At 63.6% G+C, this 25,294-nt stretch carries 10 protein-coding genes; 4 read left to right on the forward strand and 6 right to left on the reverse strand.

The features are described from left to right. Positions 1-33 precede the first annotated feature (33 nt). The 6 genes from AC3ANW_RS05555 to rpsT all read right to left on the reverse strand — a co-directional run bounded on the left by AC3ANW_RS05555 (position 34) and on the right by rpsT (position 21,165). Positions 34-14,199 (reverse strand): Ig-like domain-containing protein, encoded by a 14,166-nt coding sequence (locus tag AC3ANW_RS05555; RefSeq protein WP_488344207.1) that lies wholly within the window; start codon positions 14,197-14,199, stop codon positions 34-36. A 63-nt stretch (positions 14,200-14,262) separates the two neighbouring features. Next, positions 14,263-15,417 carry an OmpA family protein gene (locus AC3ANW_RS05560; RefSeq protein WP_488345358.1) on the reverse strand — a complete coding sequence of 385 codons (1,155 nt, stop codon included), beginning with the start codon at positions 15,415-15,417 and terminating at the stop codon, positions 14,263-14,265. A 334-nt stretch (positions 15,418-15,751) separates the two neighbouring features. After that, positions 15,752-16,951: a beta-barrel domain-containing protein gene (locus AC3ANW_RS05565; RefSeq protein WP_488344208.1), complete on the reverse strand. Its 1,200-nt coding sequence runs from the start codon at positions 16,949-16,951 to the stop codon at positions 15,752-15,754. Position 16,952: 1 nt separating this feature from the next. Further along, positions 16,953-19,127 carry an ATP-binding cassette domain-containing protein gene (locus AC3ANW_RS05570; RefSeq protein WP_488344209.1) on the reverse strand — a complete coding sequence of 725 codons (2,175 nt, stop codon included), beginning with the start codon at positions 19,125-19,127 and terminating at the stop codon, positions 16,953-16,955. Positions 19,128-19,137: 10 nt separating this feature from the next. Then, positions 19,138-20,520: a TolC family protein gene (locus tag AC3ANW_RS05575; RefSeq protein WP_488344210.1), complete on the reverse strand. Its 1,383-nt coding sequence runs from the start codon at positions 20,518-20,520 to the stop codon at positions 19,138-19,140. 339 nt (positions 20,521-20,859) lie between these two features. Beyond that, entirely contained in the window at positions 20,860-21,165 is a 306-nt protein-coding gene (rpsT, locus tag AC3ANW_RS05580; RefSeq protein ID WP_488344211.1) for a 30S ribosomal protein S20, read from the reverse strand. Positions 21,166-21,284: 119 nt separating this feature from the next. Between rpsT and murJ the strand changes: the two genes are divergently transcribed. The 4 genes from murJ (at position 21,285) to AC3ANW_RS05600 (ending at position 25,289) form a co-directional block, all read left to right on the forward strand. Further along, positions 21,285-22,850 (forward strand): murein biosynthesis integral membrane protein MurJ, encoded by a 1,566-nt coding sequence (gene murJ, locus AC3ANW_RS05585; RefSeq protein ID WP_488344212.1) that lies wholly within the window; start codon positions 21,285-21,287, stop codon positions 22,848-22,850. Between the two features lie 69 nt (positions 22,851-22,919). Continuing rightward, a complete protein-coding gene (locus AC3ANW_RS05590; RefSeq protein WP_488344213.1) occupies positions 22,920-23,768 on the forward strand; it encodes a SirB1 family protein in 849 nt (282 codons plus the stop codon). 115 nt (positions 23,769-23,883) lie between these two features. Then, the gene (hda, locus tag AC3ANW_RS05595) at positions 23,884-24,579 is read left to right on the forward strand and encodes a DnaA regulatory inactivator Hda (RefSeq protein WP_488344214.1); all 696 of its coding nucleotides are present in this window, start codon (positions 23,884-23,886) and stop codon (positions 24,577-24,579) included. Further along, positions 24,576-25,289: an HAD family hydrolase gene (locus AC3ANW_RS05600; protein ID WP_488344215.1), complete on the forward strand. Its 714-nt coding sequence runs from the start codon at positions 24,576-24,578 to the stop codon at positions 25,287-25,289. The genes hda and AC3ANW_RS05600 overlap by 4 nt, the downstream gene beginning before the upstream one ends. The last annotated feature ends 5 nt before the right edge of the window (positions 25,290-25,294 follow it).

A 25,294-nucleotide genomic window follows, 5' to 3' on the forward strand; every position in this document is an offset into this window, starting at 1 on the left:
CCCTGAAGTCGTGACGGTGCGCTGCGCAGCCTGTCAGATCACTACATGCTGGTTTTGATCGAGGTAGGACAGCGGTGGTGGCGGGGCCGGTGTGTCGATGGACACATGGCTGACCGTCGCATCCGCCACCACCATCGTCCCGCCGTTGGTCAACGAAGCCGTGGTTCTGCCCGCCTCGGTCACACCGTCGGCAGGTTTGCCGGTGGCGCCGTCCGACACCAGGCTGATCGACTGGATGCCCATCTGGGTCAAGGTTTTCATGGAGCCGACGCCGTCGGCATTGATCTGCCACACACCCAGTTCGTTCCACAATACGTCGTGATTGTCGAGTTTGCCGTCGCCGCTGGTGTCGAAAATCTTCAGGCCCTGCAGGGCCGCGTCGGTTCCGGTGAGTGAGCCGAACGAATACTGGCTGCTGTTATGCAACTGGCCATCGTGGAATTTGTCCCATACCAAAACCCCGTCATCCTTGCCGGCCCAGGCCGTCAGCTCTTTCGTGCCTGTTCCATTGACGTCGATCAGATCCTTGCCGTAGCTGATCTTGCCGTCGTGGTTCAGATCCAAAATGAATGGGTGGGCGACCGCATTACCGTGATCAATGGTCCGGGTGTCGAACGAAACGTCGGTCAGCACCATCTGGCTGCCGTCCTTGAGGGTGGCAAACCCTTTGCCGGCTTCATATACGCCACTGGTCGGAACGTTTGCAACGCCGTCTGACTTCAGGTCGATCGAGGTAATGCCCCATTCTTCGAGGGTGTTGATCTCGCCGGCGTCACTGACACCGTTGCCGTTCAGGTCCTGCCAGACCCGCATTTCTTTCCAGATGGTATCGCCGCTATCGAGTTTCCCGTTGCCGTTGGTATCGAAAGCTTTTAATCCTTCCAAGTCGGTCTTGGCACCGGCCAGATATTGTGCGAATGCATATTGGCTGCTGTCATGTACCTTGCCATCGTGGTATTTGTCCCAGATCAATACACCGTCTTCCTTGCCGACCCATGCAGACGTATGGGTCTGACCATCACCGTTCACATCGACTTGGGCGTCGTTGTAGGTAATGCTGCCGTCGTGGTTCAAGTCCAATACGACCGGCGGCGTGTAGGAAGAATTGTAATGTGGGTCGTAATCAGGGTAGCCTGAAGGGGTGCCGAGGGCGTTATATATCTGAATGCTGACGGTAATCGTGGTGCTTTCACCGTTGGACGAGGTGGCGGTTATCTGAAAACTGTGCGCCAAATAATTGCTTGCCGACCCAAATGTATTACGCCACTCGCTGGGGGATACGTCGCCACCACCCGCGCTGCTGGTATAGATCGTGCCGTCAGTTGCAACCTTGATGAATGAAATATTGGTGGTGTATGTCACCGCCATATCGGAACTCAATTTTCCGACGATAAAGTGGTTTTTGGTCGAGCCCAGTCCACCTGCGCCCGACATCGCCCATAGGCCACTGCCGCCCTGGGTGATGGTGATGCTAGGTTGCTCCGGCACGTCCAACACTGTCAGTGAGGCATCTTGTGTCGTCTGGTTGCCGGCAGAGTCGGTAGCCGTGATGGTGTAGTTGTAGACGTTGTTCCGGCTCGAATCGATTGGCCTTTCATAATCGGGCCGGAATTCAAGCTTCACCTGGCCCGTGGCCGGATTGATCGAGAAGAACCCTACATCGGGACCGCCGGTCAGGGCATAGGTCACACTTGAAGCGTCGGATGTGGCCGCGGTGTAGATCACCGACCCTATTCCCGTGTTTTCGTTGACCGAGGTATTCGGGTTGCTGCCGAACGCCGGTGCGGTCGTATCGAGTTGGACGGTCCAGACGTCGGACAAGAATGAAACATTACCTGCCGAATCCGTGGCCGTGATGGTCATGGTGTGTGCGCCGTCTCCGACAAGCGTCGGAGTGATGATCCAGTGGCCGGACTCATCCGCCCTGGCCGACCCCGCAAACACTCCGCCGTCGTAAAGGCTTACCAGGCTTTTCGCTTCCGCCGTACCTGACATGGTGGGCGTTGCGTCGTTGGTCGGCGTGCCGCTGGCCACGTCGCCCTGATAGATGCCCACGTTGTCGTTGGATGCCAGGATGTCGGGTTTGAGCGGCGGCGTGGTGTCGATGGCCACCGTCCATATCTCCGACGAAAACGACGTGTTGCCGGCAGCATCCGTGGCCGTCACCGTGATGGCGTGGTTACCGTCACCCGCCAGTGTGGGTGTGAAACGCCACGTGCCCAGGGCGGTAGCCGTGACGGTGCCGATCGAGACGCCCGCATCGAACATGCTGACGAGGCTGTTTGGCTCTGCGAAACCCGACATCAGCGGCGTGGTGTCGTTGGTCAGCGTGCCGCTGGCGATGTCGCCCTGGTACAGCCCGACGTTGTCGTTCGACGCCGTAATGGTCGGTTTGAGCGGCGCAATGGTGTCGATCAACACCGTCCAGATAGCCGAATGCTGGGATATGTTGCCCGCTCTGTCGGTAGCGGTCATGGTGATGGAGTGCGCACCCTCGCCGACCAACGTGGGTGTGGTCAATGCCCAGGTTCCGTCCGCATTGGCCTGGGTGGTGCCGATGACCTGTGTGCCGTCGAACAGGGTGACCAGGCTGTTCGGCTCGGCCGTGCCCGACATGGTGGGTGTCGTGTCGTTGGTCGCCGCGCCGCTGGCGATGTCGCCTTGGTAGATGCCCACGTTGTCGTTGCTGGCCGAAATCACCGGCGTCAGTGGCGCCACGGTGTCGATCACGATGGTGAACGGAGTCGGCGTGCTTTCATTGCCCGCCGTATCGGTGGATGTGACCGTGAGCAGGTGAGTGCTGTTGCCGGGCTGGAAAGTGGGCGTGAAGACCCACACGCCCGCGGTAGCGGTGACGGTGCCGATCACCGTACCGCCATCCTTGATGGTGACGGTGCTGTTCGTTTCTGCCGTCCCGGACAAGGTCGGGGTGGTGTCATCGATCGGCGTGCCACTGGGCATGTTGCCGGTGTAGATACCCACGTCGTCATCGTTGCGCAGGATGGCCGGCGCCGACGGTTTGGTCGTGTCGATCAGTACGACCCACAGGCCCGAAGGTGGCGAGACATTGCCGGACCCATCGGTGGCGGTTGCGGTGATGGTGTGCGCGCCATCGGTGTTGAGAGGCGTCGGTGGCGTGAAACTCCATTTTCCGTCGGTGCCGGTCAGTGTCGTGCCGATGGCCTGGCCCCCGTCCATCACGGTGATCTTGCTTCCTGGCTCGGCCGTTCCTGAAAACCGTGGCGTCGTGTCGTCGGTCGGGGCGCCGTCGGCCACCTCGCCCTTGTGCAGGCCGACGTCGTCGAACGCCGACACGATGGACGGTGGCAGCGGTGCCAGGGAATCGATGATCAGGGTGAAAGGTGCGGCGGGCAAGCTCTCGCCGTTCGTGGTCGTCGTGACGGTGGCGGTCAGCAGGTGCCTGCCGTCAGGCATGTCGGTGGAGGGTGTGATGCTCCAGTGGCCGGTGCTGTCGGCGACCGTAGTGGCGCCTGAGACAGCGACACCGTCCACGTAGAGCTTGACGACACCGCCTGGCATGGCGCTGCCGTTGACCGTGGGGCGCTTGTCGTCGGTGCTGGCGCCTGGGGCCAGTGTTCCCAGGATGGGTCCTACGTCATCGGTCACCGTGTCGATGGCGATCAGTACGCCACGGGTATCGACGGTGAAGTTGATCGGTGTGGTGGCGGGCGAGACGTTGCTGGCCGTGTCGGTGGCGGTGGCGGTGAAGGAGTGCGCACCGTCGGCCAGAGGGGTAGGGGGCGTGAACGTCCAGTCGCCCAAGGCGTCCACCAGGACGGTGCCGAGGGTGTTGATGCCGTCCTTGACGGTGACGGTGGCGCCGGGCTCGGCCTTGCCGGTGAAGGCGGGTGTGGCGTCGTCGGTGGTCGTGCCGTTGGTGATGGCGCCGAGCACGGGCCCTACGTTGTCCGTCAGGGCGTTGCCGGTGGATTGCCCGGGTGCGGTGGTATCGACCGTGATCGGGTAGACACCGGTCGGGTCACTCACATTGCCATTCACGCCGGTTGCCGAAGCTGTGAAGCTGTGCGGGCCGTCCGTCAATGCGGGTGAGGTGATTTGCCATTGACCGTTGGCATCCGTCAGGGCGGTGCCCAGCACGGCACCGGTTTCGCCGTACAGGGTCACGACGGTGCCGGGCTGAGACGTGCCGCGCACGGTCGGAGTCGGGTCATTGGTCACGCCGTTCGGTGCAATGTTGGCGATGGTGCCGACATCGTCGACGACGTTGGTGATGGCGGGTGCGGTGGGTATGCCACCGGTGATCAGGGTGAAGTCGAACGGAGGCGAAGTCGGGCCGACGTTGCCGGTGCCGTCCAGGCCGGTGGCGGTGATGTGGTGGGCACCGTTGAGCAGGGGCGTGGTCGGCGTGAAGGCCCAGACGCCGGCTGCATTGACCAGCGCGGTGCCGATCTGCACGTTGCCGTCCCTGAGGATGACGCTACCGTTGGGCTCGGAGGTGCCGCTGATAAGAGGTCGGGAGTCGTCGGTGATGGTCGTGATGCCGCTGGTCAGAGGGCCGGTGACGGCACCCTGGTCGTCCACGACGGAGGTGATGACAGGAACGATGGTCGGCGCGGTGGTATCGACCACCAGGCTGAAGGGCAGTGAAGGCAGGGATGTGTTGCCGGCCCCGTCGGTGGCGGTCAGAGTGATGGCATGGGCGCCGTCGTTGAGTGGGGATGCGGGAGTGAAGGTCCAGTTGCCGAGGGCGTCCGCGATGGTGGTGCCGATGGGCTGACCACCGTCCAGCAGGGTGACCTTGCTGCCGGGTTCGGCCGTGCCCTTGAGGGTGGGCGTGCTGTCGTCGCTGGGCGTGCCGGAAATCACCGGGCCACGGATGGGGCCGACATCGTCGGTCACCGACACGATGGTGGGTGCCAGCGGAGCGACCGTGTCGATCGTGAAGGAGAAAACTTCGGTAGGTGCACTTTCGCCAGTGGAGGTGGTGACCGTTGCGGTCAATTTATGCAGTCCGTCCGGCAGGTCGAACTGCGGGGTGATGGCCCAGTCGCCGTTCCCATCGGCCACGGTGGATCCCCAGGATGCGCCTGTTTCGTCGTAAAGCTTGACTATGCCGCCTGGGGTGGCCTTGCCGCTGGCGGTCGGCCGTCGGTCATTTGTCGCGCCTTCCTGAAGCACCGGGCCGACGATGGGCCCAACGTCATCGATGACAGCGTTGATGGACACCAGTTGTCCACGGGTATCGACGGTGAAGTTGATCGGTGTGGTGGCGGGCGAGACGTTGCTGGCCGTGTCGGTGACGGTGGCGGTGAAGGAGTGCGCACCGTCGGCCAGAGGGGTGGGGGGCGTGAACGTCCAGTCGCCCAAGGCGTCCACCAGGACGGTGCCGAGTATGTTGATGCCGTCCTTGACGGTGACGGTGGCGCCGGGCTCGGCCTTGCCGGTGAAGGTGGGTGTGGCGTCGTCGGTGGTCGTGCCGTTGGTGATAGCGCCGAGCACGGGCCCTACGTTGTCCGTCAGGGCGTTGCCGGTGGATTGCCCGGGTGCGGTGGTATCGACCGTGATCGGGTAGGTCGCCGTCGGGTCACTCACGTTGCCATTGGTATCGGTGGTGGTGGCAGTGAAGCCATGCGCACCGTCCGGCAGGCTCGGTGTGGTGATGGACCATTGGCCGTTGGCATCTGCCGTGGTGGTTCCGAGAACCGTACCGGTCTCGCTGTATAGCGTGACCTTGTAGCCAGACTTGGCCGTGCCCTGAACGGTGGGCGTCGGATCGTTGGTGAGGCCGTAAGGCGAGATGTTGGCGATGGTGCCCACATCGTCGACGACGTTGGTGATGGCGGGTGCAGTGGGTATGCCACCGGTGATCAGGGTGAAGTCGAACGGAGGCGAAGTCGGGCCGACGTTGCCGGTGCCGTCCAGGCCGGTGGCGGTGATGTGGTGGGCACCGTTGAGCAGGGGCGTGGTCGGCGTGAAGGCCCAGACGCCGGCTGCGTTGACCAGCGCGGTGCCGATCTGCACGTTGCCGTCCCTGAGGATGACGCTACCGTTGGGCTCGGAGGTGCCGCTGATAAGAGGTCGGGAGTCGTCGGTGATGGTCGTGATGCCGCTGGTCAGAGGGCCGGTGACGGCACCCTGGTCGTCCACGACGGAGGTGATGACAGGAACGATGGTCGGCGCGGTGGTATCGATCACCAGGCTGAAGGGCAGTGAAGGCAAGGATGTGTTGCCGGCCCCGTCGGTGGCGGTCAGAGTGATGGCATGGGCGCCGTCGTTGAGTGGGGATGCGGGAGTGAAGGTCCAGTTGCCGAGGGCGTCCGCGATGGTGGTGCCGATGGGCTGACCACCGTCCAGCAGGGTGACCTTGCTGCCGGGTTCGGCCGTGCCCTTGAGGGTGGGCGTGCTGTCGTCGCTGGGCGTGCCGGAAATCACCGGGCCACGGATGGGGCCGACATCGTCGGTCACCGACACGATGGACGGTGGCAGCGGTGCCAGGGAATCGATGATCAGGGTGAAAGGTGCGGCGGGCAAGCTCTCGCCGTTCGTGGTCGTCGTGACGGTGGCGGTCAGCAGGTGCCTGCCGTCAGGCATGTCGGTGGAGGGTGTGATGCTCCAGTGGCCGGTGCTGTCGGCGACCGTAGTGGCGCCTGAGACAGCGACACCGTCCACGTAGAGCTTGACGACACCGCCTGGCGTGGCGCTGCCGTTGACCGTGGGGCGCTTGTCGTCGGTGCTGGCGCCTGGGGCCAGTGTTCCCAGGATGGGTCCTACGTCATCGGTCACCGTGTCGATGGCGATCAGTACGCCACGGGTATCGACGGTGAAGTTGATCGGTGTGGTGGCGGGCGAGACGTTGCTGGCCGTGTCGGTGACGGTGGCGGTGAAGGAGTGCGCACCGTCGGCCAGAGGGGTGGGGGGCGTGAACGTCCAGTCGCCCAAGGCGTCCACCAGGACGGTGCCGAGTATGTTGATGCCGTCCTTGACGGTGACGGTGGCGCCGGGCTCGGCCTTGCCGGTGAAGGTGGGTGTGGCGTCGTCGGTGGTCGTGCCGTTGGTGATGGCGCCGAGCACGGGCCCTACGTTGTCCGTCAGGGCGTTGCCGGTGGATTGCCCGGGTGCGGTGGTATCGACCGTGATCGGGTAGGTCGCCGTCGGGTCACTCACGTTGCCATTGGTATCGGTGGTGGTGGCAGTGAAGCCATGCGCACCGTCCGGCAGGCTCGGTGTGGTGATGGACCATTGGCCGTTGGCATCTGCCGTGGTGGTTCCGAGAACCGTACCGGTCTCGCTGTATAGCGTGACCTTGTAGCCAGACTTGGCCGTGCCCTGAACGGTGGGCGTCGGATCGTTGGTGAGGCCGTAAGGCGAGATGTTGGCGATGGTGCCCACATCGTCGACGACGTTGGTGATGGCGGGTGCGGTGGGTATGCCACCGGTGATCAGGGTGAAGTCGAACGGAGGCGAAGTCGGGCCGACGTTGCCGGTGCCGTCCAGGCCGGTGGCGGTGATGTGGTGGGCACCGTTGAGCAGGGGCGTGGTCGGCGTGAAGGCCCAGACGCCGGCTGCATTGACCAGCGCGGTGCCGATCTGCACGTTGCCGTCCCTGAGGATGACGCTACCGTTGGGCTCGGAGGTGCCGCTGATGAGGGGCTGTGCGTCGTCGGTGATGGTCGTGATGCCGCTGGTCAGAGGGCCGGTGACGGCACCCTGGTCGTCCACGACGGAGGTGATGACAGGAACGATGGTCGGCGCGGTGGTATCGACCACCAGGCTGAAGGGCAGTGAAGGCAGGGATGTGTTGCCGGCCCCGTCGGTGGCGGTCAGAGTGATGGCATGGGCGCCGTCGTTGAGTGGGGATGCGGGCGTGAAGGTCCAGTTGCCGAGGGCGTCCGCGATGGTGGTGCCGATGGGCTGGCCACCGTCCAGCAGGGTGATCTTGCTGCCGGGTTCGGCCGTGCCCTTGAGGGTGGGCGTGCTGTCGTCGCTGGGCGTGCCGGAAATCACCGGGCCACGGATGGGGCCGACATCGTCGGTCACCGACACGAGGACGGGGGCGTCCGGAGCGAACGAATCGAGCGTGAGGGTGAACGGTGGGGTCGGCAGACTCTCGGCTGAGCCTGGGGTCGTTACCGTGACGGTCAGCAGATGAAGTCCCTGAGCAAGGTCTGTCGCGGGGGTAATGACCCAACGCCCGGTGTTATCGGCGGTGGCTGTTGCGCCTGGAATGGCGACGCCATCGACGTAAAGTTTGACTACACCGCCAGGCGTTGCCTGGCCACTGACGGTCGGGCGTCGATCATCGGTGGTCGCACCGTTTGTCAACGAGCCGGTGATGGATCCGAAATCGTCGAGCACCTGGTCGATGGCGACCAGTACTCCGGACGTATCGACGGTGAAGTTGATCGGTGTGGTGGCGGGCGAGACGTTGCTGGCCGTGTCGGTGACGGTGGCGGTGAAGGAGTGCGCACCGTCGGCCAGAGGGGTAGGGGGCGTGAACGTCCAGTCACCCAAGGCATCCACCAGGACGGTGCCGAGGGTGTTGATGCCGTCCTTGACGGTGACGGTGGCGCCGGGCTCGGCCTTGCCGGTGAAGGTGGGTGTGGCGTCGTCGGTGGTCGTGCCGTTGGTGATGGCGCCGAGCACGGGCCCTACGTTGTCCGTCAGGGCGTTGCCGGTGGATTGCCCGGGTGCGGTGGTATCGACCGTGATCGGGTAGGTCGCCGTCGGGTCACTCACGTTGCCATTGGTATCGGTGGTGGTGGCAGTGAAGCCATGCGCACCGTCCGGCAGGCTCGGTGTGGTGATGGACCATTGGCCGTTGGCATCTGCCGTGGTGGTTCCGAGAACCGTACCGGTCTCGCTGTATAGCGTGACCTTGTAGCCAGACTTGGCCGTGCCCTGAACGGTGGGCGTCGGATCGTTGGTGAGGCCGTAAGGCGAGATGTTGGCGATGGTGCCGACATCGTCGACGACGTTGGTGATGGCGGGTGCGGTGGGTATGCCACCGGTGATCAGGGTGAAGTCGAACGGAGGCGAAGTCGGGCCGACGTTGCCGGTGCCGTCCAGGCCGGTGGCGGTGATGTGGTGGGCACCGTTGAGCAGGGGCGTGGTCGGCGTGAAGGCCCAGACGCCGGCTGCATTGACCAGCGCGGTGCCGATCTGCACGTTGCCGTCCCTGAGGATGACGCTACCGTTGGGCTCGGAGGTGCCGCTGATAAGAGGTCGGGAGTCGTCGGTGATGGTCGTGATGCCGCTGGTCAGAGGGCCGGTGACGGCACCCTGGTCGTCCACGACGGAGGTGATGACAGGAACGATGGTCGGCGCGGTGGTATCGACCACCAGGCTGAAGGGCAGTGAAGGCAGGGATGTGTTGCCGGCCCCGTCGGTGGCGGTCAGAGTGATGGCATGGGCGCCGTCGTTGAGTGGGGATGCGGGAGTGAAGGTCCAGTTGCCGAGGGCGTCCGCGATGGTGGTGCCGATGGGCTGACCACCGTCCAGCAGGGTGACCTTGCTGCCGGGTTCGGCCGTGCCCTTGAGGGTGGGCGTGCTGTCGTCGCTGGGCGTGCCGGAAATCACCGGGCCACGGATGGGGCCGACATCGTCGGTCACCGACACGATGGTGGGTGCCAGCGGAGCGACCGTGTCGATCGTGAAGGAGAAAACTTCGGTAGGTGCACTTTCGCCAGTGGAGGTGGTGACCGTTGCGGTCAATTTATGCAGTCCGTCCGGCAGGTCGAACTGCGGGGTGATGGCCCAGTCGCCGTTCCCATCGGCCACGGTGGATCCCCAGGATGCGCCTGTTTCGTCGTAAAGCTTGACTATGCCGCCTGGGGTGGCCTTGCCGCTGGCGGTCGGCCGTCGGTCATTTGTCGCGCCTTCCTGAAGCACCGGGCCGACGATGGGCCCAACGTCATCGATGACAGCGTTGATGGACACCAGTTGTCCACGGGTATCGACGGTGAAGTTGATCGGTGTGGTGGCGGGCGAGACGTTGCTGGCCGTGTCGGTGACGGTGGCGGTGAAGGAGTGCGCACCGTCGGCCAGAGGGGTGGGGGGCGTGAACGTCCAGTCGCCCAAGGCGTCCACCAGGACGGTGCCGAGGGTGTTGATGCCGTCCTTGACGGTGACGGTGGCGCCGGGCTCGGCCTTGCCGGTGAAGGTGGGTGTGGCGTCGTCGGTGGTCGTGCCGTTGGTGATAGCGCCGAGCACGGGCCCTACGTTGTCCGTCAGGGCGTTGCCGGTGGATTGCCCGGGTGCGGTGGTATCGACCGTGATCGGGTAGACACCGGTCGGGTCACTCACATTGCCATTCACGCCGGTTGCCGAAGCTGTGAAGCTGTGCGGGCCGTCCGTCAATGCGGGTGAGGTGATTTGCCATTGACCGTTGGCATCCGTCAGGGCGGTGCCCAGCACGGCACCGGTTTCGCCGTACAGGGTCACGACGGTGCCGGGCTGAGACGTGCCGCGCACGGTCGGAGTCGGGTCATTGGTCACGCCGTTCGGTGCAATGTTGGCGATGGTGCCGACATCGTCGACGACGTTGGTGATGGCGGGTGCGGTGGGTATGCCACCGGTGATCAGGGTGAAGTCGAACGGAGGCGAAGTCGGGCCGACGTTGCCGGTGCCGTCCAGGCCGGTGGCGGTGATGTGGTGGGCACCGTTGAGCAGGGGCGTGGTCGGCGTGAAGGCCCAGACGCCGGCTGCATTGACCAGCGCGGTGCCGATCTGCACGTTGCCGTCCCTGAGGATGACGCTACCGTTGGGCTCGGAGGTGCCGCTGATGAGGGGCTGTGCGTCGTCGGTGATGGTCGTGATGCCGCTGGTCAGAGGGCCGGTGACGGCACCCTGGTCGTCCACGACGGAGGTGATGACAGGAACGATGGTCGGCGCGGTGGTATCGATCGTCAGGTTCCAGGGAGCCGAGGTTCTCGAGATATTGGCGGCCGTGTCGGTGGACGTTACGGTGAGCTGGTGAGTTCCGTCGTTGAGAGGTGAGGCGGGAGTGAAGGTCCAGTTGCCGAGGGCGTCCGCGATGGTGGTGCCGATGGGCTGACCACCGTCCAGCAGGGTGACCTTGCTGCCGGGTTCGGCCGTGCCTTGGAGGCTGGGCGTGCTGTCGTCTGTGGGCGTGGAACTACCTGCTGGGATGAAGCCTTGAATCGGGCCTACGTCGTCGTTGGCCGAAAGAATGGCAGGCCGCAACGGTGCCAGCGTATCGACTGTGAGGGTGAAAGGTCCGGTTGGCGAGCTTTCGCCTCCGGTCGTGGTCGTGACCGTGACCGTCAGCAGATGCTGGCCCTGAGTCAGGTCGATACCCGGCGTGATATGCCATTGGCCAGCGCCGTCGGCGGTGGCCGTGGCGCCCGGGACCGCAACTCCATCGACATAGAGTTTGACCACGCCGCCCGGCGTGGCGCTACCGTTGAGCGTGGGCCGCGGATCGTCGGTGAACGCACCTGTGGCCATGGGGCCGACGATGCTACCCACGTCGTCGACCACTGAATGGATGGCGACCGCCAGACCTGTCGTATCGACGGTGAAGGTGATGGGCGCCGTCGGCGGTGACACGTTGCCGGCCGGATCGGTGACCACGACCGTGAGCGAATGCGGGCCGTCGTTCAAAGGCGTGAGCGGCGTGAAACTCCAGTGCCCGGTCTGGTCCACGAGTGCAGTACCCAGCGTGGTGGTGCCGTCCTTGACGGTGACGGTGGCACCCGGCTCGGCCTTGCCGGTGTAGGTGGGGGTGGCGTCGTCGGTCTTCGAGCCGTTGGTGATGGTACCGGTCAGCGGGCCGACATTGTCGGTCAGAAGTGGATCGGTTGCCGCGGTCGGGGCCTGGGTATCGATGGTGATGGGGTAGGCACCGGTCGGTGGGCTGACCTCGCCGGCCCTGTCGGTCGCGGTAGCGGTCAGGTTGTGCGGACCGTCGGTCAGCGCCGAGCCGGTGATGCTCCATTGGCCGTTGGCATCGGCTGTAGTGGTGCCCAGGACAGCGCCGGTCTCGCTGTATAGCGTGACCTTGTAGCCAGACTTGGCCGTGCCCTGAACGGTGGGCGTCGGATCGTTGGTGAGGCCATAAGGCGAGATGTTGGCGATGGTGCCGACATCGTCGATGACGTTGGTGATGGCAGGTGCGGTGGGTACGCCGCCGGCGATCAGCAGGAAATCGAACACGGCTGACGCGGGGCCGACGTTGGCCGCCGTATCCATGGCCGCCGCCGTGATGTGATGCAAACCGTTGAGCAAAGGTGTCGTCGGGGTGAATTTCCACTGGCCGTTGTCATCGGCGGTGGTCATGCCGATCTGCAGCGCGCCGTCCTTGATGATGATGGTGGTGTTGGCTTCGCCGGTGCCGCTGATGAGTGGCCTCGCATCGTCGGTCACGTTGGTGATGCCGCTGACCAGTGCACCCGTGACGGGGCCCTGGTCGTCGAACACCGAGGTGATCACGGTGGGCGTGCTGGGTGGAATGGTGTCCACCACGAAGTTGATCGGCGTGGTTGCCGTGCTGGTGTTGCCGACCCTGTCGCTTACCGTCACGCTCCAGGAATGATTGCCTTCGGCCAGGGCGGTTTCAGGCGTGAACGACCAGTTGCCCGAACCGTCCGCCGCGGTGGTGCCCAGCACGGCAGTGCCATCCTTGATGGTCACGGTGCTGCCGGGTTCCGCCGTTCCTTTCATGGTGGGCTTGTTGTCGTCGGTGATGGTGCCATTGACGATCTGGCCCTGTATGAGTCCGACGTCATCGATCAGGCTGCTGATGGTGGCCGGAGCGGGGGCAACGGTGTCGACGGTAAATACGAAAGGTGCACTGGAAGGACTCGTGTTGCCGACCAGGTCGGTCGCTTTTGCGGTGACGGTATAGGTGCCGTCCGGTAGGGGCGTCGTGATCGGCAGCGACCATTGGCCGGTAGTGCTGGCAGTGGTAGTGCCGATGATCTGGTTTTTGTCGTTGAACAGCGTGACCTTGCTGTTGGCTTCAGCCGTGCCTGTGTAGGTCGGTGTGTTGTCGTCGGTCGCACCGTTGTTGGGCACCAGGCCAAGAATGGTGCCGACGTTGTCCATGACGCCGTCCACGATGGGCGCGCCGGGTGCCGTCAGGTCGGTCACGACGGTGCGCCCCGGTGGGCTGATGTTGCCTGCCGGGTCTGTCACCGTGGCGCGCCATTCACCGGTCGGTGTCGTGGGCCGGTCGATTTCCAGCGAAAAGTTGCCGGCGGGATCGACGGTCGTCGTGTGTGTAGCGCCCGTCGGATCGGTGATGGTGACCTTGCCCCCCGGCTCGCCAGTGCCCGTGATGTCGGGTTTGCCGTTGCCGTCCGAGTCGATCACATGCAGGACTGGCGCGGTGGGGGGCTGTGTGTCGATCGTCACTTCGAGCGTGGGGCTCGAAGGTGTGGTGCCAGCCGGGTTGGTCAGGCCGTAGCCCAGCGTATGTTTACCGTCTGCCAGCGGGGTTTGAGGTGTCAGGTTGCCGGTGGCGGGGTCGTAGATGGAGGGCCTTACCACGCCATCCACATAAAGAACGGCGCCGGTCACGCCGGGCGGCAGGGCACCAATATGCAGGCCGGGTGTGTTGTCGTCGGTGACCGGCGCGTTGCTGTTGGCAGCCTGTATGGGGCCCACGTTGTCCATGTAGCCGCTGGGGCGTTGGGTGGGAGTGGCGGGAACAAGCACTCCGCCGCCGCCATTGTTCCCGCCATTGTTTCCGCCTCCTGCGATCGCAGCGGCAGCGCCGAGTGCACCCAGGCCGATGGCACCCAGCAGCCATGGGGAGAATCCGGCTACGGCGACCGGTGCGAACGCAGTGAGCAAACCGTCACCTGCCAGCGTATTTCCGCCCAGGGCCTGCATGCCGCCGTCGCCGTCCAGCAAGAGGGGCACATAGCTATTGTTGTCGCCCGAAGTGGGCACGTATTCGAAGAGTTCGCCGTCTTCGGCCAAGCCGACGAGATGCTTGTCGCCGGCGTCGTAGAAACCTTGCAACACCAAGTCCGGTTCTTCCTGGTTTCCTGCCTCGAAAACGACGTGTAGGTCCTTGCCCAATCGGCGTACCGACACTTTTTGTGGCGCGCGGCCGGTGACGGCGTCCGTCAGTTCCACGTTGACCTGTCCCTTCAATTCGAGAAGGGTTGCCTGTGACTGGCCAGGCTTGAGTTCGATGGTTTGAACCGTGCCGGTGGCGGAGTTCAGCTTGATGGTGTAGGTCTTGTTCATTTGGGAATCTCTGGATGGGGCGTAGCACAGGTCGATCGCGACGGCCTGTATCCGGGGAATGGTTTAGTTCTTCGGGATGCCGTGGACTACGAGTTCGACACGGCGGTTGGGTTCGTTGCACGCGTGGATCTGCTGTGGCGTCTTGAGCCATGTGGCGCAGTCGGGCACCGCCAGGTTCGTGGCGCCCATGCCTTTGGTGGTGAGGATCGACGGGGCGAACCCGACCTGGGCGAGATAGTTGGCAACCGTTACTGCGCGCTTGCGCGACAGGTTCAGGTTGTAGGCGGCGGTACCGGTCGGGTCCGCATAACCGATGACGTCGATGTGTTGCACCACTGCGTAGCTCTCATGCAAGTTCTTGACGATGTCGTCGAGTTCGGTGAGGCCCCGGCCATGGTTGAGGCCCATCCGCGCATCGTCGAAGTCGAAGTAGGTGGAAGACCGCAGCGTGTAGTTGGTGACCTTGTGGGCTGGGGTCACAGCGGCCACCGGCGTGGTCTGGACCGGCAGCGGAACGGCGTTCGGCTGGGAACAGTCTTTTGCTTGCAGGCGTGAGATGGTGTGGACTGCTTTCGGCAACTGTTCCACCGCTGCGCGGGCCGCGCCTGCCTCCACGGCCTGCAGTTGGGGGATGCCCTGGCCGTCCTGGCGCAACTGGAAATACGAAACGGTCGCAGCGGCGAATTCGTAGCGCTGCCCGCCGGGCTGGTCTTCGTTGATGGCCAGAATGGTTTTGTCTTGCCCTGAACTGAGAACGTGGGCGCCTGGGCAGATTTCGGCATAGGCCCACGAAGCCGCCGGCAGGCTGGCGTGATAGGTGCCATCTACGAAGACACTGACTGTGCTGCCCTTGCTTGGAGATGCGTCGTCCTGCGGATCGGCATTCGCCAGCTTCATGAAGACGATGCCGCTGTGGCCTTCACCGAGCGCCGGCATGGTGGCTTCGGAATCGACAAGTTTCCATGGCGCGGTGGACGCCTGGGCCTGTGCCGGCGAAGCCATGCCGAGAACGCTTCCCAGTATGAACGCCGCGGCCCAGGCCGCCGTGCGGGTCCGTCGTGAATGGAATATGTGGGCGGAATCGATGTTGCGCATGGATTTACTTTGCAATGGGGTTGGGATGCTTTTTTTGGCGCGTTGATTCCGAACGACGGCGGGATAAGCCGTACTTACATCGGTAGACGGGTATTCGCAGAATGTGCGGTACATGGGTTTCATGCGCGCCAAGGAAAAATCAAATGGTTTAAGGCAGGCGTCCAGGGAATAAATAATCAGGTCGATGTATTGCCCCGTGGCGCTTGTCGTGGTTGCAGACGACTACCGATTCGACAATGTCGAGCGGGCTTGGCGAAAATTGGGATCGAGTTGTCTGCGGCAATGCATGAACTGCATGCCTGGAGCTTGAATGAGACCCGTGCAGGGATTACGTCGAATAGATAAAACTACAGCTGACGTAAAAAATTACAAATCGTTTATTCGATTACTGGTCTGGAAGCGCATTTGCCTGCTTGACGAATCCAGAAAAACGGCAACGCAGACACGGTGCGCCGTTTTATCTCTCGCCCAGCGAATTACCCAGGGTCTTGGTGATGGGTTTAGTCAGGTAGCTGAGAACCGTGCGTTCCCTCGCCTTTATCTCGACGGTCGCCGTAAGACCGGGCCGCATGCGGATTTCATGGCTCTTGCTTTCCTTGAAATCGGCCTCCTTGACCAGAACGTGCACGCGGTAATAGCTGCTCGGCCCCTGGCGGGTTTCCTCGGTCAGCGAATCCGGACTGACATAGACGACCTTGCCGGTCAGCGAACCGAAGATCGCCGAGTCGTAGGCGTCGAGTTTCACGAAGGCGGTCTGGCCGACCTCGATGAAGGCGATATCGGCCGGGCTTACCTTGGCCTCGGCAATCAGGTCGCCACCTGTAGGTGAGATTTCGAGGACGGTGTCACCCGCCTTCAGGACGGCGCCCAAAGTGGTCGCGCGGATGCTGTTGACGATACCGTTGGTGGGCGCGAGGAGTTCGGTGTGTTCGAGCACCTGGCTTCGATCGCGCAGCAACTCCTGCTGTGTGTTGAGATCCTCCTGAGCCTTGGTCATCTCGGTCTGAGTGTCCTGGAAATACTTGTTGCGCCGATTGGTGATCTGAGCGTTTATGTCGGCAGCGCCTCGTTGCAGGCGCAGCACTTCGGCGACGCTGACGTCGCCGGTCGTGACCAGTTGCGAATTGATCTGCAATTCACGGTCGGCGATCTGCAGCATGCGTTGCAATGAACCGAGGTCCTCGTTGAACGCCTTTTGACGGCGGTTGTACAGGTCGGTCTGGTTGCGGATGTAGTCGCCATACGGCTGCAGGTCGGATGAAAACTTCAGCGGCTTTCCGTACATCTCGGCCTGCAGCCGGATGACGGTGATACGCAGGGCAGCCACCTTGGCCTTGCTGTCATCCGCGGCAGCCTGCGCGCGTTCCTTTTCAAGCGTGACGAGTGATTGGCCGGTCTTGACCGCGTCACCCTCCCTCACATGCAGCTTGGTGATCAGTCCGGCATCGGGCGCCTGAATGATCTGGGTACGTTCGGCGGCTATGACACGCGCCGGAGCCCGGGTGACCTGGTCGATCTTCGAGAACGCCGCCCAGATCAGGACGACGACCAGCCCGCCGGCCATGGTGGCGATGCCGATCCGCGATTTGTGCGGGCGCGGCAAATCGTCCCGAAGTGCCAGCATCGCCGCAGGCTGAACGGTTTTTTTTGTTTTCATATCAGATCGCTCCCGCCGACACGCCGGGCGTGCCGATGCCCTGCGCTTCGCTTGCGACCGCAGGCCGGGCGGACATTCTTCGGATCACCTCGTCACGCGGACCGTCCAGCACGACACGATTACCGTTGATCACGATGAGCCGATCAACCAGCGGCAGCAGCGTGGGTTTGTGCGTGACGATGACGATGGTCTTGCTGGCCGCGGCTTCATGGGCGATCACGTCGAGGCAGCGTCTTTCCTGTTCGTGATCCATGTTCGCGGTCGGTTCGTCCAGCAGAAGCGTGGGCGTGCTGGCCAGCACCAGGCGGGTGAAGGCAAGTAATTGGCGCTGACCGCCACTGAGTCCTTTTCCGCCTTCTGCAATCAGTCGGTCCAGGCCTTTCGGGTGGCTTTGGACGAAACGGTCCATGCCGGTTCGCTGCATGGCGAGCCTGAAGGCTTCATCGCCGGGGTCGGGCATGCCGATGAGCAGGTTCTCACGCAAGGTTCCCTGGAAAAGACGATGTTCCTGCTGCAGATATCCGATCTGCCGGTTGATCACTTCGCGGCTGACATGCGAGATGTCGAGTCCGTCGATCAACACCCGCCCGTGATTGGGTGCGTAGAGTCCGCTCAGCAGCCGCAGCAGGGTGGACTTGCCTGAACCGATCGGGCCGACGATGCCGATTCGTTCGCCGGCCCGGATCTCCAGGCTTGAAACGTTCAGCACAGCAGGGTTTTCGCCATAACTGAACTTGATCGCGTCCAGGCGGAAATTGCCTTTGAGGATTTCTGGAATGAGCACCCGTTCGACACCGTGGTTGTCGGTCTTCAGGGCATACAGCTTGTTGAGCCCGTCGAGGGCGGCCCGGGCGTGCGCATGCTGCACGATGATTCCGGGCAACGCGAGAATGGGCGCAATGATCCGTCCGCTGAGAATCGAGCAGGCAATCAGCGAGCCGGTGGTCATGTCGCCGCGCATGACGAGCAGCGAGCCCACCACGATGATTCCCATGTAGCCGAGCTGCTGGATCGCGCTGGCGATGAAATGGGTGCTTTCGTTGGCGCTCTTGAGTTTCAGGTCGTTGTGGATGGTCGTGCCGTTGATGCGTGTCCAGCGCGACAGAAATTTCCAGCCGCCCGAGCCGGCCTTGATGGTTTCGACGCCCTCAACGGCTTCGACCAGGAGTCCGGTTTTCATGTTGCTCAGTTGCGCACCTTGCGCCGCCAAGGCCATGATTCGTCGCCGGGTCACGAGGCCGACGGTCAGCGCCACGACGCCCATCACCAATGCGACCAGCGCGACGACGGGGCTGGCAATGACGGAAATGACGAACAGGAAGATGAAGCCCATCGGCACATCGACAAACGCGAACAAGGTGCTGGCGGTATAGAAACCGCGCACCTGCTCGTAACCCCGAAGCTGGGAGACCAGGCTGCCGACGGACGCCGGCAACTGGTCGACTCGGAGGTTCAGCAGCCGTTGAAAAATGGCGGGCGACAGGCGGTTGTCGATTCCGACCGTCACATGGTCCATGACGTGCGACCGGGCGAATTTCATGACCAGCTCGAGGACGATGCCGATGGTCACGCCGATGCTGAGGACTGCCAGCGTGTATTCGCCCTTGGTGGGAATGACCCGGTCATAGACCTGCATCGAGAAAAGCGATGTGACCAAGGCCAGCATGCCGATGAACGCAGACGCCAGGAAGGCTTCGGCCATGCTGGAGTGAAACTGGCGTAAAGACGAGAAAAGCACGGAGGTAAAAGTGTCGGGTTCGCGGCTTGTGTTGCGGGCGCCCACCTGATCCAGCAAGGCGTTGCCCAGGCGCAGTTCGACGCACCGGTTGCGCAAGGCTTCACTCGACACCTTGCGGCTGGCCGAAGGCGAGTCGAGGCGCCAGAGACCGTCGGGTTCTCGGTCGACCAGGACACCCCAGCCGTGGTCGGGCAGCCACACGACCAGCGGCAGGTTTGCGCGATCGGGAAGCAGATGGCGCACCGAGGGTTCATAACCGAGCGCTGCCATCAGCTTGTCCAGGACGGCAGGGCCCTCGCGGGCATCCACCTTGGCAAGGCTTTCACGCAGGCGCATGGAATCGACCACGATGCCGTGGTGGCGCATGGCGGCAACCAGAGACCACCGGAGGCTCTCGTTGGTCGGCGCGTGGATGGGTGAGTTTGGGGGCGGTTGCACGACGAGGCTTTCAGCGTGAAGAGGAGGCATCGGGTGCCGCGGGCAAGATCGACAGCGCAGTGGAGAGCCTCAGCACCGGGTCCGGTATGTCCGCGGTTTCGGCACGGACATCCCGCATCGCCGCGCTGACCGACGTCGTGGTGTCCTTCTGATCGACCGCTGTGTCCTGGGCGACCTGCACGTCGACGGACGCCGGGTCGACGCGCAGTTGGAGCCGGTACAGGGCAGCGGCCTGCGCCGCGTTGGCATCCACCAGGGAGTAGGCGTTTTGTGCCACCTCGCGAACCGCGTTCATCAGGTCGATCCAGGTCTTGCGACCGGCGGTGAACTGCCGTTCGTAGGATTCGAAGACACGTTGTGCGCCCAGCACGGCGGAATCGAGCGATTGCGCCCTCAGACCCGCGTCACGCAGGTTGTCGCGGTCGAGATCCAGCGATTGCCTGGCATCGATCCTCGCGGCTTCCGTGATCTGCTCCAACGCCAGGGCGCGTGCAGCCAGTGCGCTTTCTTCGGCGAGATTGGAAAACCCGGCGCCGGGTGAATAACGCAGGCCCAGATACACGGCGGAGTCCCGCTGCCCGTTCATGGCGTGGTCGAACCGCGCATAGATCTGCGGACGCGATTGCGCAATCTTCGCGTTGATTCTTTCGCGACCTTGCTTCAGCTCTTCTTGTGCCCTGAGAACCGTGGGTTGGCGATCGGCGGCGGCGTCCCAGTCGATCTGGCCGAGCAGGCGGAACTGCGCTTCCATCCTGCTGCGTGGGGGCATGGGCGGGGGTGGGGCGAACCTGGCTTCGAGTTGCGGCAGGCCGGTGAGGTTCTGCAGCCGCGTGATGGCGAGTTGAACACCGGTCTGTGCCTGCGTCAGTTCGACCTGGCCCTGAAGGATGCGCGAGCGGACCAGATCGAGATCGACCCGGGTGGACAGTTCTCCGCTGACACGACGCATCATCATCGCCTCGTGCATCTGCAGCCTTTTGAGCATGGCGTCTGCCACACGGATGCGTCCGTAACTCGACAACAGCGTGCCCCACGCGTCGATCAGTTGAAGCCCGACGGTCTGCCGTTGCGTTTCGAGTGCGGCGCCCGCGATGTCGGCCGCACGTTCTGCCACATGGACATTGGCCGCGGTGAGGCCGAAGTCCCATACGGTCTGCTCGACCCGCAACAGCTGGGTGGGTGTCTGGAGTCTGTTGGGTGCACCGGATTCGACCAGTGCGGACGGCGTCGGCCAGTATTGGCGGCGCGCCACGGTGACGTCTTCGTTGGCGGCATTGACGCCCTGGCGGGCCGCCCGAATAGTGGGGTGATTATCGGAGGCGGCCTGCAGCAACTCCGGCAAGGTCACGGCTCGGGCACCGGAGACGAGGCTGATGGATATTGTCAGCACCATGAGCCTGGAGTTCCGCCGAATATGCTTGCGCAGAGATTCCATCATGGGTGTTATTCGGAAGGGTTTCCCCCACTGGCGCGAAATACGCAATTTGACGACTGCCAAAGGTCGTCAATTGGTAATGGTCCCAGGATGTGTTTGGGAAGGTGCGAACCCACACGATGGTGGAATGAACCGGCCCACGTCTCTCAGGGGGCGGCATGCGCAATTGCCGGCCCCAATAGAAAATGCCCCGCATTGCGGGGCATTTCTTTTCCTACTTTTCTTTTACGCTGCAGCGCACCCGGTGCAAACGGCGGAAGGCTTCAGAAGCCTTCCGGGCTTGCCTGACCTGATGGGTCAGGCGGCGGCTTGAGCGGTAGCCAGGGCCTTGACCTTGGCGGCCAGGCGGCTCTTGTCGCGGGAGGCCTTGTTCTTGTGGAAGATGCCCTTGTCGGCAACGGTGTCGACCACGCTCTGGGCGCGGGCGAAGGCTTCTGCAGCCTTGACCTTGTCGCCGGCCAGAACTGCCTTTTCGACGTTCTTGACAGCGGTGCGGTACTTGGAACGCAGCGAGGTGTTCGCAGCGTTCAGCTTGATGTCCTGGCGGACGCGTTTACGGCCCGACGCGAGACGGGGGTTCTTTTTCTTCGGCTTGGTTGCCATGATGTATTCCTTGAGTTGTCTGAGGATGTTGCAGCGGAAAAGCCCTCGATTATAGCCCGACGGACAGACAGGTCCAAATCAGCGCTGGCGGCCGCTGGCGTCCCACTACACTCCCGGCCGTGTCCCTATTCAAATCCGCCTCCATCGTTTCCCTGCTGACCCTGGCCTCACGCATCACCGGCCTGGCCCGCGAACTGCTGATGGCCTCCGTCTTCGGGGTGTCCGCGATCACCGACGCTTTCAACGTCGCGTTCCGAATTCCAAACCTGTTCCGCCGCGTGTTCGGCGAAGGCGCCTTCAGCCAGGCATTCGTACCGGTGCTGGCTGCCACCCGGGTGGAGCGGGGAGACGCGGGCGCACAGGCATTGATCGATCACGTCGCCACCCTGCTGGCCTGGGTGCTGCTGCTGGTGTGCGTGGCCGGCGTGCTCGGCGCGCCGGTGATGGTATGGGCCATGGCCAGCGGCCTGAAGCAGACGCCCGAAGGATACGACTCGGCGATCCACATGACCCGCTGGATGTTCCCCTACATCGGCTTCATGTCGATGGTGGCGCTCGCGGGCGGCATATTGAATACCTGGAAACGTTTCGCCGTGCCGGCCGCGTCGCCGGTATTGCTGAACATGTGCCTCATCCTGTCCATCGTGTGGGGTGCGCCGTGGTTCAGGGACCATGGCATCGAGCCGATCTATGCGCAGTGCGTGGGTGTGATGGTCGGCGGCCTGCTGCAGCTGACGCTTCAGGTGCCGGCCCTGTTGCGCCTGGGCCTGTTGCCCCGCATCGGCCTGACCTGGCGGGCGATCCGCCAGGCCTGGGCCGATCCGACGACACGCGGCGTGGCGCGGCTGATGCTGCCCGCGCTGCTGGGCGTCAGCGTGGCGCAGGTGTCGCTGCTGATCAACACTCAGATCGCCTCGCATCTGGCGCCGGGCAGTGTCAGCTGGATCGTCTATGCCGACCGTCTGATGGAGTTTCCGACGGCCATGCTGGGCGTCGCGCTGGGCGTGGTGCTGATGCCGCAGTTGGCCGCGGCCCGCGCGGCCAAGGATGAGATCCGCTACTCCGACATGCTCGACTGGGGCCTGCGGATCGTGGTCGTGCTTTCGATTCCATGTGTGGTGGGACTGCTGGTTTTTGCGCGTCCGCTGGTAGCGGTGCTTTATCACTATGGCCTGTTCAGCGAACGGGATGTGCAGCAGACCACGGTCGCCCTGATGGGTTACGGCTGCGGGCTGCTGGGCATCGTGGCGGTGAAGGTGCTGGCGCCCGGGTTCTACGCCCGGCACGACATGCGCACGCCCATGCGTATCGCGGTGTGCGTGCTGATCCTCACGCAGATCCTCAATTACCTGCTGGTCCCGCACCTGCAGCACGCGGCGCTGACGCTCTCGATCGGCATCGGCGCCCTGATCAATGCGGCATGGCTCCTGACCGGCCTGATCCGGCGCGGCACCTACCGGCCGCTGCCGGGTTGGGGCCTGTATCTGCTGCAGGTTCTGGCGGCCAGCGCGGTGCTGGCGATCTTCCTGGTCTGGATGGCCAACCGCTTCGACTGGACGGCACTGCGCGCCGAGCCCGTGCGGCGAATGCTGCTGCTGGCCGGTGTGATGGTGGCGTCGGCCTTCCTGTATTTTTCAGCCGCCTGGCTGGCAGGACTGAAGCTGATGCGACTGCTGCGGCGTTGAACCGTTTTGCCAGCCCGCCACGACTTTTTCACACTTGACGCTCGCGCGGCCGCACCGCCAGAATGTTCCATGGAAATCCAATTTTCCGCCCCCTCTCCGTTGCAGTATTTCGCGGCCCTGGTGGGCGACGACGAAGACATCCCGTTGTTCGAGGCCGCCACCAGCCTGGCGCATGACGAATATCCTGACCTCGATGTGCAGCAGGTCATGGGTGACGTCGATCAGTTGCTGGCCCGCGTCAGGCGCCGCCTGCCTGCCGATGCGCCGGCCCTTCAGAGGCTGCGCATCCTGAACCAGTTCTTCTTCAACGAACTGGGTTTCGGCGGCAACATCAACAACTTCTACGACCCGGACAACAGCTACCTGAATGCGGTGCTGCGCACGCGGCGCGGCATTCCGATTTCGCTGGCGGTGCTGTGGATGGAGCTGGCCCACGGGCTGTCCCTGCATGTGCGCGGCGTGGCCTTCCCCGGGCATTTCATGGTGAAGATCAACCTGCCCAAGGGACAGGTGGTCATCGACCCCTTCAACGGGCATTCGCTTTCGCGCGATGAACTCAGTGAAAGGCTCGAGCCGTTCAAGCGCCGTGACGGAATGGTCGATGAATTCGAAGTTCCGCTCGGCCTCTATCTGCAGGCCGCCACATCGCGCGACATCCTCGCTCGTATGCTGCGCAACCTGAAGGAAATCCATCAGTCGCAACAGGATTGGCAACGCCTGACGGCGGTGCTGGACCGGCTGATCGTGCTGCTGCCTGAAGCATGGGCCGAATACCGCGACCGTGGCTTGGCCCTCGCCGAGCAGGCGCGTACCGCCGAGGCGGTGCAGGACCTCGAGGCCTATCTGGCCAACGCCACCGACGCGCTCGATCGTGACCTGGTGGCCGAGCGCCTGGCAGAGCTTCGGCGTGTCAGCTGAGCCTTGGTGGGTTCTTCACGAAAAAGTCTGCCTCCGCGCGGCATAAAATCGCGCTTTTCCTGTTTGTGACAGGCGCATGCCGCTTGCGGTACCGAACCCTTTGACTATTCAACCGATGCAGCAGATTGCGCTCGACATCGGCTTGCCGACTGTCCCCACGCTGGCCGGATTCTGGCCCGGCAGCAACGCCGACGTCTTGTCGCATCTGCGGCTGTGGGCCGAGTCGGCCAGCATTTCCACGCGCGCGCCGGTGCCGACCTACCTTTGGGGTGAGTCCGGTAGCGGCAAGACGCATTTGCTCAAGGCCGTCCAGGAAGCCCTGCACAGCCAGGGTTCGCGCTGTGGATTTTTGAGCGCCGCCGACCGCGATCCGCCCGAGTTCGACGAACGCTGGGATTGCGTGCTGATGGACGACGTTCAGCTGTACGACGCCACGCAGCAACATGCGGCATTTGCCTGGTTCGTCAACGCGCTCACGCCGTCGGACGCCCGGCCGCGCTGGGTGGTCGCGGCCGGCACCTTGCCGCCGGCCGACCTGCAACTGCGCGAAGACCTGCGCACCCGGCTCGGCTGGGGCCATGTTTTCCACGTGCAGGTGCCCAACGAAGCCGAACGCCGAGCGGTGCTGCGTCAGGCGGCGGACGCCCGCGGGCTGTTCCTGGGCGACGAGGTGATGGACTTCATGCTCAGCCGTTTCAGTCGCGACCTGGGCAGCCTGATGGAACTGCTGGAAAAGCTCGACAACTTCGCGCTGCGCACGCAGCGCGCCCTCACCATTCCGCTGGTTCGCGCCATGCTCGAATCCGAATGACACAACAAGAAGAAACCAAGACCGGCGTCCGACGCCGACTGGCCCTGTTCGACCTGGACCACACGCTGCTGCCGCTGGATTCCGATCATTCGTGGGGCGTGTTCACCACGACCCTCGGCTGGACCGACCAGGTCGAATTCAACCGCCGAAACGACGAGTTCTTCGCGCATTACCGCGCCGGCACGCTGGACATCCACGACTACGTGCGTTTCGCCACCGATGCGGTGCGCCTGCGCGGTGCCGAAGCCGCTGCCGCCGCCCACCTGCGTTTCATGGACGAGGTAATCCGTCCCGCCATCCTGCCTGCCGCGCAGGGCCTGGTGGAACGCCACCGTGCAGCGGGTGACCAGTTGATCATCGTCACCGCCACCAATGCCTTCGTCACCCGGCCCATCGCCGACGCCCTCGGCATCGACGAGTTGATCGCGGTCGACCTGGTGCGTGGCGACGACGGCTGGATCACCGGCGCCATCGACGGCATTCCGTCGGCGCGCGAAGGCAAGGTGGCCCGGATGGACGCCTGGCTGGCAGCGCACGGCCTGGGCTGGGACGATGTGGAAACCACTTTCTACAGCGACTCGCTCAACGACCTCGCGCTGCTCGAAAGGGTGGATCATCCGGTCGCCACCAACCCCGATGAGCGCCTGCGTGCGCTGGCCGCCGAGCGCGGCTGGCAAATCCTGGATCTTTTTTCGCAAGCTGACGCCTGACCTGG

The organism is Xylophilus sp. PBN-3R (assembly GCF_057747805.1).

Bases quoted from the DNA above. Each gene is read 5' to 3' on its own strand.
- AC3ANW_RS05555 (WP_488344207.1), bottom strand. From the start codon at position 14,199: ATGAACAAGACCTACACCATCAAGCTGAACTCCGCCACCGGCACGGTT.
- AC3ANW_RS05560 (WP_488345358.1), bottom strand. From the start codon at position 15,417: ATGAAACCCATGTACCGCACATTCTGCGAATACCCGTCTACCGATGTA.
- AC3ANW_RS05565 (WP_488344208.1), bottom strand. From the start codon at position 16,951: ATGAAAACAAAAAAAACCGTTCAGCCTGCGGCGATGCTGGCACTTCGG.
- AC3ANW_RS05575 (WP_488344210.1), bottom strand. From the start codon at position 20,520: ATGGTGCTGACAATATCCATCAGCCTCGTCTCCGGTGCCCGAGCCGTG.
- rpsT (WP_488344211.1), bottom strand. From the start codon at position 21,165: ATGGCAACCAAGCCGAAGAAAAAGAACCCCCGTCTCGCGTCGGGCCGT.
- AC3ANW_RS05590 (WP_488344213.1), top strand. From the start codon at position 22,920: ATGGAAATCCAATTTTCCGCCCCCTCTCCGTTGCAGTATTTCGCGGCC.
- hda (WP_488344214.1), top strand. From the start codon at position 23,884: ATGCAGCAGATTGCGCTCGACATCGGCTTGCCGACTGTCCCCACGCTG.
- AC3ANW_RS05600 (WP_488344215.1), top strand. From the start codon at position 24,576: ATGACACAACAAGAAGAAACCAAGACCGGCGTCCGACGCCGACTGGCC.